The 15,034-nt window shown below is 69.9% G+C and carries 15 protein-coding genes; 9 read left to right on the top strand and 6 right to left on the bottom strand.

All coding sequences use genetic code 11. The features are described 5' to 3' along the window. The first annotated feature begins 124 nt into the window (after positions 1-124). Both D7X32_RS05230 and D7X32_RS05225 read left to right on the top strand, forming a co-directional pair. On the top strand, positions 125-637 hold the full coding sequence (locus D7X32_RS05230) for a hypothetical protein (protein WP_120601395.1): 513 nt from the start codon (positions 125-127) through the stop codon (positions 635-637). A 49-nt stretch (positions 638-686) separates the two neighbouring features. Next, positions 687-1,763: a dipeptide epimerase gene (locus D7X32_RS05225; protein ID WP_120601394.1), complete on the top strand. Its 1,077-nt coding sequence runs from the start codon at positions 687-689 to the stop codon at positions 1,761-1,763. A gap of 4 nt (positions 1,764-1,767) precedes the next feature. On the opposite strand, the gene D7X32_RS05220 is transcribed toward D7X32_RS05225, so the two are convergent. Next, the gene (locus tag D7X32_RS05220) at positions 1,768-2,952 is read right to left on the bottom strand and encodes a S41 family peptidase (protein ID WP_120601393.1); all 1,185 of its coding nucleotides are present in this window, start codon (positions 2,950-2,952) and stop codon (positions 1,768-1,770) included. A 122-nt stretch (positions 2,953-3,074) separates the two neighbouring features. On the opposite strand from D7X32_RS05220, the gene D7X32_RS05215 reads away from it, so the two are divergent. Next, positions 3,075-3,704: a response regulator transcription factor gene (locus tag D7X32_RS05215; RefSeq protein WP_120601392.1), complete on the top strand. Its 630-nt coding sequence runs from the start codon at positions 3,075-3,077 to the stop codon at positions 3,702-3,704. On the opposite strand, the gene D7X32_RS05210 is transcribed toward D7X32_RS05215, so the two are convergent. The 5 genes from D7X32_RS05210 to D7X32_RS05190 form a co-directional block, all read right to left on the bottom strand. Continuing rightward, positions 3,701-4,126: a type II toxin-antitoxin system death-on-curing family toxin gene (locus tag D7X32_RS05210; protein WP_120601391.1), complete on the bottom strand. Its 426-nt coding sequence runs from the start codon at positions 4,124-4,126 to the stop codon at positions 3,701-3,703. The two genes, D7X32_RS05215 and D7X32_RS05210, sit on opposite strands and share 4 nt — an antisense overlap. Continuing rightward, positions 4,123-4,425: a hypothetical protein gene (locus D7X32_RS05205; RefSeq protein WP_120601390.1), complete on the bottom strand. Its 303-nt coding sequence runs from the start codon at positions 4,423-4,425 to the stop codon at positions 4,123-4,125. Before D7X32_RS05205 ends, D7X32_RS05210 begins: the two co-directional genes overlap by 4 nt. A gap of 120 nt (positions 4,426-4,545) precedes the next feature. Continuing rightward, complete coding sequence (locus D7X32_RS05200; protein WP_120601389.1) at positions 4,546-5,799, bottom strand: hypothetical protein; 1,254 nt, start codon at positions 5,797-5,799, stop codon at positions 4,546-4,548. Between the two features lie 51 nt (positions 5,800-5,850). Further along, complete coding sequence (locus D7X32_RS05195; protein WP_208752322.1) at positions 5,851-6,525, bottom strand: hypothetical protein; 675 nt, start codon at positions 6,523-6,525, stop codon at positions 5,851-5,853. 22 nt (positions 6,526-6,547) lie between these two features. Then, on the bottom strand, positions 6,548-7,840 hold the full coding sequence (locus D7X32_RS05190) for an AAA family ATPase (RefSeq protein WP_120601388.1): 1,293 nt from the start codon (positions 7,838-7,840) through the stop codon (positions 6,548-6,550). Positions 7,841-7,962: 122 nt separating this feature from the next. Between D7X32_RS05190 and D7X32_RS05185 the strand changes: the two genes are divergently transcribed. From D7X32_RS05185 to D7X32_RS05160, 6 genes are all read left to right on the top strand, one after another. After that, positions 7,963-9,504, top strand: coding sequence for a MoxR family ATPase (locus D7X32_RS05185; protein ID WP_120601387.1), 1,542 nt, complete (start codon positions 7,963-7,965; stop codon positions 9,502-9,504). Next, on the top strand, positions 9,501-10,328 hold the full coding sequence (locus D7X32_RS05180; RefSeq protein ID WP_120601386.1) for a hypothetical protein: 828 nt from the start codon (positions 9,501-9,503) through the stop codon (positions 10,326-10,328). Before D7X32_RS05185 ends, D7X32_RS05180 begins: the two co-directional genes overlap by 4 nt. After that, positions 10,325-12,043, top strand: a complete 1,719-nt coding sequence (locus D7X32_RS05175; protein WP_120601385.1) for a hypothetical protein — start codon at positions 10,325-10,327, stop codon at positions 12,041-12,043. The genes D7X32_RS05180 and D7X32_RS05175 overlap by 4 nt, the downstream gene beginning before the upstream one ends. Beyond that, positions 12,040-12,606: a hypothetical protein gene (locus tag D7X32_RS05170; RefSeq protein ID WP_244238855.1), complete on the top strand. Its 567-nt coding sequence runs from the start codon at positions 12,040-12,042 to the stop codon at positions 12,604-12,606. The genes D7X32_RS05175 and D7X32_RS05170 overlap by 4 nt, the downstream gene beginning before the upstream one ends. After that, positions 12,603-13,901, top strand: coding sequence for an AMP-binding protein (locus tag D7X32_RS05165; protein ID WP_120601383.1), 1,299 nt, complete (start codon positions 12,603-12,605; stop codon positions 13,899-13,901). The genes D7X32_RS05170 and D7X32_RS05165 overlap by 4 nt, the downstream gene beginning before the upstream one ends. A gap of 87 nt (positions 13,902-13,988) precedes the next feature. Next, positions 13,989-14,999 (top strand): aldo/keto reductase, encoded by a 1,011-nt coding sequence (locus D7X32_RS05160; RefSeq protein ID WP_120601451.1) that lies wholly within the window; start codon positions 13,989-13,991, stop codon positions 14,997-14,999. Positions 15,000-15,034: the final 35 nt, after the last annotated feature.

Genomic DNA, 15,034 nt, shown 5'->3' with positions numbered 1-15,034 from the left:
CGGCGCAAGCGCCGCCAGTGCCTCGGAGTCCCGGGAGGGCTGCCTCCCGAGCGGATGGGGCGCGAGGGGGCGTGTTCCTACCGTGATGGGGGCGCTTCCCGCGCGTCACGCACGAGGTCCTCCCATGCACTGCTTCGCGAAACTCGCCGTCTTCGGTGCCGTCCTGCTGTCGCTGTACGCCACGCCCTCGCAGGCCCAGGCCGACGTGCAATGCAGCGGCACCGTCAACCAGACGTGGAAGCCCGGCCTCCAATTGCTTCCGCGCATGGTCGCCTACACCAACACGTCCCACTACGACCAATGCAACACAAGCGTTCCCACCCTGACCTCCGGATCCATCCACGTGAGCGCCAGCTTCAACAACAGCTGCCTCGCCAACGTGGGCCCGTCCCAGGCCACCCTTCAGTGGAATGATGGTTCGGCCTCGACCTTCACCTTCCAGGGCGTGGGCGTGAACGTGGTGGGCAACGCGCAGGTCTTCGTCTCGCTGGGGCAGGTCCAGAGCGGCCGGTTCGCGGGGGACCAGGTGGTGCTCATCAACAGCTTCCTTTCGACGGCGTTCGCGGCCTGCGCGACGCCCCAGGGGCTGACGAGCCTGGCGGGCTCCACGACGTTGACCTTCACCCGCTTGCTGTAAGGAAGTGCTCCCGCTCGGGCGGGGACGTCGGCCACACTCGCCCCCGCCCATGCGCCCTACCCTCATCACGCACCTCGCGTTCGAAGCCCTGCACCTGCCCCTGACGGAGCCGTTCGCCATCGCGACCGGCGCGCAGCACGCGGCGGAGAACGTGCTCGTGCGTGTCACGCTCGCGGACGGCACGGTGGGGTTGGGCGAGGCGGCCCCCTTCACCGCCGTGAGCGGGGAGACGCAGACCAGCACGCTCGCCGCGCTGGAGCCGGTGCGGGAGCTGCTCGTGGGCCGCGACGTCCGGGCGTGGCGGCCGGCGTCGGAGGCGCTGGGGGATGCGCTCGCGCTGGCGCCGTCCGCGCGATGTGGCGTGGAGATGGCGCTGCTGGATGCGCTCACGCGGCACCACCGCATCCCGCTGCATGCCTTCTTCGGCGGAGCGGGGACGGCGCTGGACATCGACATGACGGTCACCGCCGGGGACGTGGCGCACGCGGTGGCGTCGACGCGGGCCATCCTGGGGCGGGGCATCGACACGTTGAAGGTGAAGGTCGGCGCGTTGGATCCGGACGCGGACGCGGCGCGGCTCGTCGCCATCCACCAGGAGGCCCCGAAGGCGCGGCTCTTCGCGGACGCGAACGGGGGCTACGACGTCGCGGAGGCGCTGGCGTTCCTCAAGGAGCTGGAGCGCGCGGAGGTGCCGCTCTCGCTGTTCGAACAGCCGGTGCCGCCGTCCGACTTCGCGGGGCTCGCGGAGGTGACGCGCCGCTCGAAGGTGCCGGTGTGCGCGGACGAGTCGGCGCGCTCGGTGAAGGACGTGCTGCGGCTCATCCGTGAGAACGCGTGCCACGGCATCAACATCAAGACGATGAAGTGCGGGATGGTGGAGGCGGTGAGCATGTGGAGCCTTGCCCGTGCGGCGGGGCTGGAGCTGATGGTGGGCGGCATGGTGGAGAGCGTGCTCGCGATGAGCGCGTCCGCGCACCTGGCGGCGGGGCTGGGCGGCTTCACCTACGCGGACCTGGACACGCCGCTGTTCATCGCGAGCCATCCGTTCCAGGGCGGCGCACAGTACGCGGGCTCGCGGCTGACGCTGGACGCGGACGCGCCGGGGCACGGCGTCACGCTGCGCTGACGCTTCAGCCCTTCACCTGGGAGGCGGCCACGTCGAGCGCCTTCTCCCTCTGCGGATCCGCGCCGGCCGCGTACGGCAGCGCGTCCGGGACCTCCACGTCCACCGGGACGCCCACGCCTTCGATGCGCTCGCCGTCCACCGTCACGTCCATGACGGCGAGGTAGAGCAGGTCCCCGTTGGACAGCTTCTGCGGTCCACCGCCCAGCACCGCGCCCGCCGTGCGCTGTCCCACGAGCGTCGCAAGCTGGTGGCGCTTCATCGCGAAGGCCACCAGCTCCTTGCCGCTGCGTGAGTTGCCATTGACGAGCAGCACCACCGGCTTGCGCCACGACGGTGCGTAGGGCCGTGTCTTGCCATCGCGGCCGGTGTTGATGAGGACGGGGACCTGGGGGTTGAAGAGGTTGACGAAGGCCGGATTGCATCCGCCCCAGCCATCGCGGAAGTCGACGACGAGCGCGTCCGCTTCCGCGAAGGCGTCCTGGAGGGATTCCTCCAAGGCCTGCTGGTACTCCTCGCCGGTGCACGCATAGACGTGCTGGTAGGCGACGCGGCGGCCCTGACGCTCCACGACCTGCGAGCTGGCCTTCTGGAACGCGAGCCATTCCTGGCGCGGGTTCACGCGGTGGGGCGTGACGGTGAGCGACAGGGGTTCAGCGCCCTTCACACGCTCCACGGTGAGGCGCGTGGCCTTGCCCGCGCGGTTCGTGAAGGCGTGCCAGGGGTGGAAGGGCTTGCCCTCCGCGGTGACGAGCCGGTCGCCTCGCAGGAGGCCCGCCTTCGCGCCGGGACCGTCCGCGAAGACGTGGCGGACGAAGAAGCCGTCCGGGGTCTCCACGACGTCCACGCCGATGCCGGTGGCCTCCACCTTCTTCTGCTGGAGGAAGGCCTGGAAGATGGCGGACACCTCCGCGTGGCCGGGGCTCTCCTTCGGGTAGTAGGCCGTGTGGGAGGTCTTCAGCTCCGCGAGCGCCGTGTTCGTGCGCCGGGTGAAGTCCTCCACGTCCTTCGCGTCGGCGGCGTAGCCCTGGTGCGCGTCGGCCCAGGCGGCGCCCCTGGCCGGGTCGAGGAAGCGGGTGCGCACGAGGGTGACGATTTCGTCGCCGCGCTTCGCGTAGGGGGCCGTCGCTGCCTGGACGCTGCCCGCGAGGAGCAGCCCGACCACCCACCACCGCGTTGTCCGGACCGCCATGCGCGCCCCTCCCGGGAGGACTTCACGATTCTTCACAGGGGGGCGTCCCAGAGGGAAGGAAAGGCGTCCTGGCGCCCTGCGGTGTGGCGAACGGGGCGGGCGCGGTTAGGGATGAGGGGCCCATGTTGGATGCGCCCTCGTCATCGCCCAGGCTCGCGCTCGTCTCCGAGGACCCCCTGGCCCGGGGTGCGCTCGCACGGGTGCTGAGCGACCAGGCGGAAGCCTGGACGGTGGTGGCCGCGGGCACGCAGGTGGAGCTGGAGGCGACGCGGGGCGAGCCGCCCGACGTGGTGCTCTGGGACACGGGCCTGCGGTTGGAGGAAGGCGCGGCGCCGGACCTGGGCGCGCCGGTGCTGGCGCTGGTGGCGGACGAGGCGGCGGGGGAGCTGGCGCTGGGCGCGGGCGCACGGGGTCTGCTGTTCCGCGACGTGGCGCCAGGAATGCTCGGAGCCGCGCTGCACGCGGTCGCGCGAGGCCTCACGGTGTTCGAGCCGGGCCTCTCGCAGGTGCGCACCGCGCCAAGGAACACGGCGCCGTCGGGAGCACCGGGGCCGGACACGCTGACGCCGCGTGAGCGCGAGGTGCTGGGGCTGTTGGCGGAGGGCCTGTCGAACAAGGCCATCGCGGACCGGCTGGACATCAGCGAGCACACCGCCAAGTTCCACGTCAACGCGGTGCTGGCCAAGCTGGGCGTGCAGCGCCGCACGGAGGCGGTGGTGCGCGCGGCGCGGATGGGATTGGTGACGCTCTAGCCGCCGACGCGAAGCTCGCGCAGATGTTCGACGACCCAGAGGAACACCGGTTCGGCGTCCTTGATGCGGTTGTCGGAGATGGCCATCACCAGCGCCTCCGCCTCATCCACCGTGGCCTCCACCTCCAGGCCCATGCAGGCCAGGGCCTCGCACATGGCGAGCCAGGCGATCCGCTTGTTCCCATCCACGAAGCACTGCTTCGTCGCGATGTAGAAGAGCAGGTAGACGGCGAACATCAGCCCCGGAACCGCTCCCGGCCGGGCGTTGTATTCCTCCGCGGTCCAGGCCGCTCCCAACGTGGCTCCGGGGCCCAGGGCATCACGGACGCCCATCCGTCCGCCATGCGCGGCGATGCCCTTGGCTTGCAGTTCCTGGAGCCGGGTCAGGCTACAGAGCCGGTCATACGGCTGTGCGTCGCTCATTGCGCCAGCCTCCGCAGCAGCTCACTCCACTTGCGCAGGGCGTGCGCGTCACGCGCCTCGGCGGGCGGAATCGGCGCGTCGATGCCTTGCTCCCGGATCCAGATGAGCCGGGGCCTGGGTCCCAGGGTGACCATCGCGGAGACGGCCTTGTCGCCTTCCCTCAATCGCGAGGCCCGCTCCACCTGTTCCGCCGTGGCGGTCACCGTGATGACTCCGCCCTCCAGGGGTTTGATGCGGAGTTCACCGGAACCGAGTCCCCCGATGATGCCGTGAACCACTTCCAGGTGAGGCAACTCCACGGGTACCTCCTCGCGCGTCATCGGCTCGAACCCGAACGCGTAGCATGCGGCCCGGACCTGGCCAGCTCCCTGCTTGCTCGGGCCCGGACCTGGACATTGGGATGACGTCCGCCGCTGGTATCACGGCTCGATCAGGCCACTCAGGAGCGTCCACTCGTCGGCCACCTGTGCCGCCATCCATTCCCGCTGGAGCGAGGGCAGGGGCCAGTGCTCGACCTGGAGTTGCCGTGAGGCCCGCCCGGCGGACCGCGTGTGTTCCAGGTCCCGGCGGGCCCGGGCGCGCTTCCCCTCCTCTTCCATCAACTCCGCGCCGTCCTCCATCTGTTGGAAGCCCACGGCGCGCTCCAACGTCGTGGTCCCCTCCGCGATGCGCGCTCCCAACGTGAACAAAGCCCGGCCCAGGCGGACCCTGTCCTCGGAGGAGAGGTGGTCCTTCGACGCCTTGGCGCGCTTGCGGAGCACGAGGGTCTCGTCCATGGACAGGCCCCACACCGCCGCCATGAAGGATTGAATGGGCCGAGGCGTGGCCCCCACGCCCTTCAGGTGCTGCTCCGCGTCCGCGTACAGCCTGGACAGCGCAGCGCCCCGGTAGCGCGGAAGGCTGGCGAGTCGCTCCAGCCCGGCGAGTTCCTCCAGAGTGAGCGGGGCATCCGGCGAGGTCTCGTCCATCATCAGGAGCAATGAAAGTCGCGCCTCGTCCGCTCCATTCGCGAGTGTGACGAGCCGGGGCTTCAGCGCCGCCAGTGCGGGCTCCCGCAGGGGGCCGCCAATGACGTTGAAGAAGTCGTAGGCAGGGCTCAACAGGCTCGGGTCCTGAAGCTCGGGCAGGTGCGCCAGGAGCCACTGCTGCTGCGCCTCCGAAGCGTGGTCCGCCAGGACAGCGACGAAGCGAGGCTCCACGGACTCCGTCCGCTCCCAGACGTCCTGGGCCAATCCCTTCGCGTCGGCGGAAGTCTCTGGAAACGAGATGGCGTCTTCCAGGGACGGGCGTCCTGCGCTCTTCCACGCTTGGACCAACGCCTCGGTCCAGCCAGGCGTGGGCGTCTGGCGGCGCTGCTCCACGAGCTCCGCGAGCACGCGGAACTCTGGCAGCTCGGGATGCCGCGCCGCGCTCCGGGAGGCCTCGTCCAGGGCGCCGTCTTCCAGGGCCAGGCAGGTCTGGAGCAGCAGCGCGCCGGGGTCCATGGGGGCATCCTTCAGGACGCTCGCGAGCACGCCCCGGGCGTCCTCGCGCCGTCCCGCCCAGAGCTGATCCGCGGCCACCTGGAGCCGCGCGTCGATGGCACGCCCCTCCCTCTCCAACGAAGGCGAGGCGTGCTTGCAAGCCGCGCCCATGAAGAACAGCACGGTCCAGACCAGACGGAGATGCATCATTTGCGCAAGCCTACGCCGCCGCGCACGTCCGCGTGCCGGGATGCAGCCTGCCTACCGTGAGCCAGGGCGGGAACCACGCCCCTTGGCCCCCGGTGCCCGCTTCCTACCGCTCCTCGCTGGAGTCTTGCCTGTTCGCGCCGTGGAGGGCGCTGCCGCGAAGGAGGTCGTCACCTGGTTGCTGCCCGCCGACCACTGGCGTCCCTCACGCGCCTCCCAATCACGTACCGCACGGGCCACGAGCGGCGCCTTGTCCTCCAGGAAGTCCAAGGACACACGCCGTTGCTCGTACTCGTGAAGCCATTGCCTCCGGTACCGGACCACGCGTTCGTCGTGGTCCAACCCCAGCAGTCGCAGCGTTTCACCCGCCCGGTCCCGCAGTGCCGGCGGACAGCGGTCCGTGACCTGGAGCTGAAGTGAAGGCAGGAGGATCGCGAACCAGCCGTCCTGGACTTCGAAGGGATCCAGCAGTCGCTTGGAGACCAGCGCCTTCTTGCGACTGTTGAGCCAACCCACCGAATAGCGGAGGTTGGTCCACTCATACGCAAGGCTCCGGTCCTCGTCGATGGAGACGAAGTGGTCCGCGGTCCCCGGCGAGCCCAGCCACATCGCGGTATAGGCGCAGCGCCCCATGAAGGCAGCTTCGAGCTGGGCGTTGCACCGGCACCAGTACGCGGGGGGACGGCCGCGCGCGGTCCGATTGCGGTTCAGCCACCTGCGTCCAGGCATCCGCACCTGGCGGTCGAAGTCCTCAGGTTCGCTTCTTGGAACGCACCGGATCACGCACCCCTCCCCCATCCCGAGCGACAATCCAACGGGGCCAGAAGGGATCCTGTTCGGGAAGCAGGCGCCGCAGCTCCGCGTCGATCTCCGTCAGCGACCCTACCCCCTCGCGCTCACCGCGCATGTATGCCTCGGCCGCCTCCACGGCCCGCTCCGACTCCCAGGCGCGCGCCTGGGCCAATCCCATCACCGGGGACGTCAACCAGTCGTTCGCGTCTCCCTGCTTCGCCCATGGCAAGTGCTTCAAGTGCACCCGCTGCTGCTCCAACTGGAAGAGGAAGAGCGCGTCCTGCTCCTCGTCGAAGAACGGCTCCAGGGAGGCGAGCACCAACGGGGAATGGGTCGTCAGGAACGTCTGGACGGACGTTTCGCTCGCGAGTCCATCGATGACCTGGATGAGCGAACCGACGATGCGTCGCTGCCACAGCGGATGAAGGTGGGTCTCCACCTCATCCACCAACAAGATGAACCGGGGATCCGGAGCCTGCCCGAGGAACTCCGAAGCCTGGAGGTGTTCATGCCACGCCCAGACGACGAGGTAGGCCAGGCCCAGGATGCGGCGCATCCCCGCGGAGGCATGTACCACCGGAATGGTGCCGTACGGCATGTCGAGGGTCGGATAGTTCTGGACGTCTTCGATGGCCAACCGCATGGGCTTCCCAGGCCGGAGGGGTTCGTCGCGAGGAGACAGCTGCTCCAGCGCCCGCTTCAGCATCTGGAACGGTGACTGCTCGGAACCATCGTCCTGCAGCTGCCAGGTCAACCAGTCCCTGACGAGCCCGTTGCAGACCGTCGTCCCCTCGTACTTCAGGCCATCCCAGAGATCCTGGGGCGAGAAGTGGAAGGCGTCTGGCCTGTGAGGCCCATCCAGATTCGCACGCGACGTCTTGTGCCAGTAGTTCCGTGCCGGGTCCCAGACAGAGAAGCTTCCATCGACACGGGCGTAGACGGTCAAGCCAGGCATGCTGGGGCGCCCTTCGGGCCAGGGCCACAGCTGCCGCCCCGCATCGAAGTCGCTGCGCTTGTTCGAAGCCCGCCGCGACTTGCCCGTCAGCGTCCACTCGATCCGGCGCCGCCGGACGCCCCGGTGCGGCCAGGCAGGAAATCCGGGCCACGTCCCCGTCAGGCTCCACCACGCCACGTCGAGCAGGAAGCTCTTGCCCAACCCATTGTCGCCCGTCAGGACGTTCAGCCGGGGCGCGAACTCGACGTCCAGGCGAGGCGCGGGGCCGACCCCCTGAAGGTGAAGCGCTCGGAGCATGCGCCGACACTTAGCGCATCCCGTCCGCACCGCCCACTTTCGGAAGCCTGGATGGAGGGGAGACACCCATCCGGTTCACACCCGCCCCCTGCCCCCCGGCGCTGCTACACTCCCGCCCCTCCATGGCCAACCAGGATTGGGTCTCGCGCCTGCTCACCGGGCGTGCGTCGGCGGACAAGGGCCTCAGCGTCCATCTCTCCGAACGCGACGGCGGCAGCCTCCACGACAAGATGCGGCAGGCGTATTGGTGGATCACCAACAACGCCGTCATCTGCCCGTACTACGACATCGAGTTCGGCGGCACCGCCGCGCTCAAGAACGCCGCCGGTGACGAGGTCCACCTCCCGGAGGACATGAGCTACAGCTCCTTCGTCCTCATCCCGCTGCTCACCCTGTTCACCTGCCGCCGCGCCCTGCTCGTGGGCGGCCCGGGCCGCGGAAAAACCACCTCCGCCATCCTCATGGCCCTGCTCTCCGGCATGGGCCGCGAGGACGTCCACCGGGGCATCCAGCGCGGCCACCCGCAGCTGTCCATCGCGGACCTGCTCGGCGCCCCGCTGCCCTCCGACATGCTCAAGGCGGAGGACCTGTCCGCCGTGAAGGTCAGCTGGCGCAAGTGGATTGGCCAGCGCGTGAAGATCATCGACGAGTACAACCGCATCCCCACGAAGACCCAGTCCGCCCTGCTGTCACTCCTGGGCGAGGGCTACGCGGAGATGATGGACCAGTACGTCTACACCGGCCGCTCGTCCTGGTTCCTCACCGCCAACGACGACCAGGGCGGCGGCACCTTCCAGGTCATCGAAGCCCTCAAGGACCGGCTCGACGTCGTCGTGCGCGCCGTGCCCTTCAACTCCGGCTTCGTGGACACGCTCCTCCAGCGCATCGAGTCCGACAAGTCCCCGGAGGAGCTGCTCCCCAAGGACATCGTCTTCACCCCCGGCGAGCTGGAGAAGGCCTACAACGCCATCCTCGCCGTGGAGGTGCCCAAGGGCGCCCTGGAGCGCGTGGCCTTCTTCCTGGGCCAGCTGGACTTCTGCCGCATGGCGTCCCCGCGCTTCGAGTTCAAGCACAAGGACACGCTGAAGCTCGCCGGACAGACGGTGTCCGCCGTGTGCAACGAACAGTGCCCGTTGGACAAGAAGGTGCACCTCTGCACGCAGACGGAGAACGGCACCAGCGTGCGCGCGTACCAGACCATCCTCCACTTCGCGAAGGCGCTCGCGTTCTTCCGGGGCCACCGCGTGGTGGAGCTGGAGGACTTCCGGCAGATCATCCCCTGGGTGCTGCACGAGAAGCTCACGCCCAACGCGCGCAGCCCCTTCTTCGAGGCGAAGGGCAACAAGATGCTGCTCCAGGACCGCGTGGCGTGGATCCGCAACATGTTCGACATGGCCATGGCCCGCTACGGCACGCACGCGCCCGTGCGCCAGAAGGTCGTCGCGCTGCGCGCCGAGCTGGACCTGGGCCTGTCCGGCGTGGACCTGCGCACCACGGAGAAGCGCCTGTCCGCCGTCACCGTGCTGATGAATGAATTGATGACCCGCCAGGAGCTGTCCGGCCCGGTGTACGAGGACCTCATCCACTTGAAGTCCCTCTACAGCCGCTACCGCAACTACGCGACGTGGCTGAAGGAGAACCCGGGCGGTCAGGGGCAGCCATGAGCGAATTCGTCGACGACCTGGAGAAGCAAGCGCGCGGCCGGTTCGTGCGCTGGGACCGCGCGCTGTGGAGCGCGTTCCTCAACGGCCCCGTGGTCCGCCTGGGCCGGGGGCTCGAAGGCGGTGACGCCGCGGCGGGAGAGGAGCTCCTGCGCGCCTACCTGCGCCTGGGCGCGGAGGGCATCGGGCTGGGCTACCTGTATCCAGGGTCCGCCGGGCGGGAGAACTTCTTCACGCTCGCGTGGCGGGAACTGCTGCCTCGCCTGTTGCCGGACCTGCGCCAGGAGGAGCAGGCCCCGGCGCTCGCGCGCATGTGGAACCTCAGCGAGAACCTGGAGTCCGCGCCGCCCTGGGTGCAGCGGCTGTTCTGCCGCCTGGGCTCGAACCTGTCCTCGCTGGAGGACCTGGAGGGCCACCTGCACACCATCGCCAACGAGGCGATGGAGCCGCCGTCCCAGACGCTGGGCGACACGTCCACCGCGCAGTGGGTGGACCTGTCGCAGGAGGACGCGCGCTTCATGCCCGGGGAGATGCACTTCCTGGCGCCCGCCGTCGTCTGCGTGCACGACCGGCACCGCGCCACCGCCGCGGGCGGACGCGACGCGGCCACGCAGGGCGTATGGCTGGTGAAGAAGCCCGTGCTCCTGGGGTCCATGGGCTGCAACGAACGGCTGGAGCCCGCGACGGGCAAGCCCGCCAAGGCGCTCACCTCGCTGGCGCAGCGCGACCCTCGCGCGGGTGACTGGTACAGCACCCAGCACAACGAATGGCGCGCGGTGGCCACGATGCACACGTCCCAGTGGCTGGCGGTCATCCTGCCGGTATGAGCGCGGGCGCGGCCTTCACCCCGGAGGAGGTGGAGCGGTGCTGGCGCGAAGCGCTGGCGCTGTGGGACGTGCACGTGCACCTGAGCCCGCCCGAACCGCACCAGCCCTTCCGGCCCGGCGAGGCCGCGGCGAACGAACCGCTCGCGTACATCGACCTGGTGCGCCGGCAGGTGTTCGTCCACTTCGACATGCTCATCCGCATGGGCGCGCGCGACAGCCTCACCGCCGTGCTGGCGCATGAGATTGGCCACCACGTGCGCTTCCCGCACACGCTGGGCTGGGACGCGGAGCTGCGCGTGCTGGAGCAGCGGCTGATTCCAGGCCTGGGCCAGTCGCTCACCAACCTGTTCTTCGACCTCCAGGTGAACGAGTTCGTGGGGCGCACCCACGCGGAAGCGCTGTGCGAGGTGTACCGGGGCTTCCTGCGCACGCCCGACGGGCGCGACAAGAACAAGAGCAGGAAGAAGAAGCAGAAGGAGAAGGCCCCGGACCCGGGCGGGACGTCTCCGCTGTTCTGCTTCTACCTGGCCATCTACGAGGAGCTGTGGCGCCGGAAGCCCGGCGACCTGGTGCCCGCCGACCAGCTGGAGAAGCTGGAAGAGGCCTACCCGGGCTTCCGCGCGCAGGCGCGCATGTTCGTGCAGACGTTCTATGCGCTGCCCGACGCACGCCTCCAGTTCATCTACTTCTGCGCCGCGTTCATCCGCTTCATCGACCTGCCCTCCGAGGTCCGCTTCTGCATCCCGTTGGGCGGAGACCTCTCCACCCCGGATGAGGGCGACCTGGACGCGGCGGTGCAGTCCGGCGGCCGGTGGGAGGACGCGCTGAACGAGGCCCGCGCGAACGGCTGGCTGGACGACTCGCACGACACGAAGGAATCGGATCCGCTGGACACCATCCGCCGGGCGACGGCGCACCTGCCCGGCAATGACGGCGGCAGGCTGCGGCGCGCGCTGGTGGCGCGGTACTACCGGCGGCTCGTGGATCAGCACATCCTGAAGCTGCCTGCCTCTCCCGCGAAGCCGGAGCCCTACCTGCGCACGATTCCGGAGGCGTGGGAGTACGGCGACGACCCGTCCACCATCGACTGGACGCTCACGGTGATTTCGCAGGGCCCCCTGGCCGCCGTGGCCCCGCTGCGCCGCGAGCTGGAGGCGGACCTGCCGCCCCCGTCGGACCTGGGCGTGCCCGCGCTGGAAATCTATCTGGACACCAGCGGCTCCATGCCCAACCCGGAGCAGCAGCTCAACGCGATGACGCTGGCCGCGCAGGTGCTGTCCGCCTCCGCACTGCGCAAGGGCGCCACGGTGCGCGGCATCGTCTACTCGGCGGACAACCCCATCGTGTCCCCGTGGATGTACGACGAGGAGACGGCGCGCGACTTCCTGTTCCACTACATCGGCGGCGGGACGTGGTTCCCCGTGGAGCAGATGGAGGCGCTGGCCGAGGAGCGGCCGGACGCGCTGCGGATCATCATCTCCGACAGCGACTTCCTGGCGAACATGCAGCAGGAGGGCGCGCTGCCGCGGCTGATGCGCGCGATGAAGCGGTCGCGCCGGGTGGTGGCCTTCCTGGCGCTGCCGGACGACGCGTCCGCCCGGAAGGTGCTGGCGCCGGTGCTGGGCAGCCCGCGCTTCCGGCTGGCGACCGTGCAATGGATGTCTGACTTTGGCCGTGCCGCCGCGGCACTGGCCGATGCCCTGTTGGAGAAATGATGGCGGTTTCGATTCCCCACCTCCGTGAGCAGCTGGCGGCCACGCCCATCGTGTCGCCGTATCCGCACGACCTGGCGGTGGCCATCGTCTGCGACACCTTCCGTCTGGCCAGCCAGCGTCCCCCCTCGCAGGCCGAGTGGGCGAAGCTGGAGCAGCGCATGAAGAACCCCCTGTTCCAGGAGCAGGTGGGCATGCTCGCGCACGTGCTGGTGTCCTCGGACCTGCGCAAGAAGACGGTGCTCTACCTCACCGCGGACCGCACTCCGCAGGCGCGCCTCCAGCAGTTCTTCGAGGAGGTGCACCCCCTCACGGCGGAGATGGTGCGCTCCAACGCCTTCCGTCAGGAGGAGTTCCTGCGCAAGTGGTTGTCGGCCCTGGGCGCGGACATCGAGGGCGAGACGGAAGCCGAGTCGAAGCGCCACCTCAAGGAACTGGACTACCGCCAGGCCGTGACGGACCTGCGCAAGGTGGAGGAGGCGCGCAAGAAGGAGGCGGACCGGCGCCAGGAGATGCTCCAGGAAGCAGCGCGCAAGGACGCCGAGGCCCGGGGCTGGCGCGAGTGACGCTCGGGGTCGCCCCCAAGGCGCGCATCCGCCGCGACAGCCACACGCAACGTCCACACCTGCCGTGGGCGCTGGACGTGGCGGCGGGGCTCGCACGCGGCGCGGCCACGGTGGACGAAGTCTCCGCACGCGCGGAGCTGGAAGCGCGCCTGCCGGCCTTCCGCGACGCGCTCCTGGGTTCGCCCTACTACGTGCGCGTGCTGCGCGAGTCCGGCCTGCACCCGGGCGACCTGCGGCGGCTGGAGGACCTGCGGCACTTCCCCGCGCTGGACCGAGCCACGCTCGCGCGCCACTGGGAGGACGTGCCCACGCTGCCCGCCGCGTCCGACGAGTGCGTGGTGGTGAAGAGCTCCGGCACCACCGGCGACCCGGTGAACGTGCTGCGCGACCGGCGCGACTGCCTGCTCATGTGGGCCGTGCTGCGCTTCTTCACCGAACGCACCAACACGGTGCCCCCGCCGCGTCCGCGCGTGGTGTTGCTGGACGCGCTGCCGGGCGGGTTGGAGTACTCGGTGCGGCTGCCGCTGTTCCACGATGGCGCCCTGCACCGCGTCTCCGTGCTGCGTGACGACACGGTGGCGCGCCTGCGGCGGGTGAAGGCCTCGGTCGTCTTCTCTGATCCGGAAGGGCTGCGCTGGCTGCTGGCCCACCCGGAGGTGCCCTCTCCCCAACTGGTGCTCACCTCCGCGCAGCACCTGCCGGGGACGCTGCGCGATGCGTGGCGGCAGGAGCGCGGCGTGCCGGTCCTCAACTACTACGCCGCCACGGAGACGGGGCCGCTCGCGTGGGAGTGCCTGGAGGACGCGAACCGGGGCCGCTTCCACGTGCTCACGCCGGATGTCTGGCTGGAGCCGGAGGGGGACGAGGTGGTGGTGACGCGGCTGCGCCCCAGCGTGCTGCCCCTGTTGCGCTACCGGCCCGGGGACACGGGCACCGTGCGGCGCGACGCGTGTGCCTGTGGCTTCCATGGCTGGACGCTGACGGGCTTCGGAGGACGCGGTGCCTGCGCGTTCCACACGCCCCAAGGACGCACGGTGGACGCCTGGTCCCTGGCGTGGGTGTTCAAGCACCACCCGCTGCGCGCGTTCCGGCTGACACAGGTGACTCGCGAGCGCTTCACTTTGGAGCTTTCGGGCGCGCCGCCGGAAAGCGTGGCGGCGCTGTGCGAACGGCTCACCGCGGCGCTATGCAACCTGGGTTGGGCCGCCCCGGTGGTGGATGCGCGCGGGGTGGAGGCCCTGGCATCGGCCGCCAAGCCGCTCCCCTTCCGTTGCGAGCTAGCGCTTCCATCGTGAGCCGGGCCTTCGCCCGGTTGTTTGCCCTGGATTCCCGCGCCCCGCATGAAGATTCTCCAAGGGGACGCGCACCCGCTGGGAGGACACATGGAGACTCGGAAGCTGGGCAGGCAAGGCCTCACCGTTTCGGCCCTGGGCCTGGGCTGCATGGGCATGTCGGAGTTCTACGCGGGCCGCGACGACGCGGAGTCGGAGGCCACGCTGCTCCACGCGCTGGAGCGGGGCATCACGTTCTTCGACACGGCGGACGCCTATGGCCCCGGCCGCAACGAGGAGCTGGTGGGCCGCGTGCTGGGGCCCCACCGCCAGAAGATGGTCCTGGCCACGAAGTTCGGCCTCGTGCGCGACCCCGCGAATCCCCAGGCGCGCGGCGTCAACGGCCGGCCGGACTACGTGAAGCAGGCGTGCGACGCGAGCCTGAAGCGCCTGGGAATGGACGTCATCGACCTGTACTACCTGCACCGCGTGGATCCGAACACGCCCATCGAGGACACCGTGGGCGCGATGGCGGAGCTGGTGAAGGCCGGCAAGGTGCGCTTCCTGGGGCTGTCGGAGGTGAACCCGGAGACGTTGCGCCGCGCGTGCGCCGTGCATCCCATCACCGCGCTCCAGTCGGAGTACTCGCTGTGGAGCCGCGACCCGGAGGACGGCGTCCTCCAGACCTGCCGTGAACTGGGCGTGGGCTTCGTCCCCTACAGCCCGCTGGGCCGCGGCTTCCTCACCGGCCAGTTCAAGCGCTTCGAGGACCTGCCCGAGGACGACTACCGCCGCCACTCGCCCCGCTTCCAGGGGGAGAACTTCCAGAAGAACCTCAAGCTGGTGGAGCACATCGACCGGCTCGCGAAGAAGAAGCAGTGCACGCCCGCGCAGCTCGCGCTCGCCTGGGTGCTGTCGCGCGGCGAGGACCTGGTCCCCATCCCCGGCACCAAACGCCGCAAGTACCTGGACGACAACCTGGGCGCACTGGACGTGAGGCTCACGAAGGAGGACCTGGCGGACATCGAGGCCATCGCGCCGCCGGGCGTGGCCGCGGGCGAGCGCTACCCCACCGCCATGCAGGGGCTCCTCCAGACCCACACGCGGAAGGAGACACGCTGACGGACGTTCGCAGGCCCGTCCGCCCCGCGCATCCA

The sequence above is a fragment of the Corallococcus carmarthensis genome (assembly GCF_003611695.1).
In the GTDB taxonomy this organism is placed as follows: domain Bacteria; phylum Myxococcota; class Myxococcia; order Myxococcales; family Myxococcaceae; genus Corallococcus; species Corallococcus carmarthensis.
This window is presented reverse-complemented; position numbering and strand designations above follow the sequence as displayed.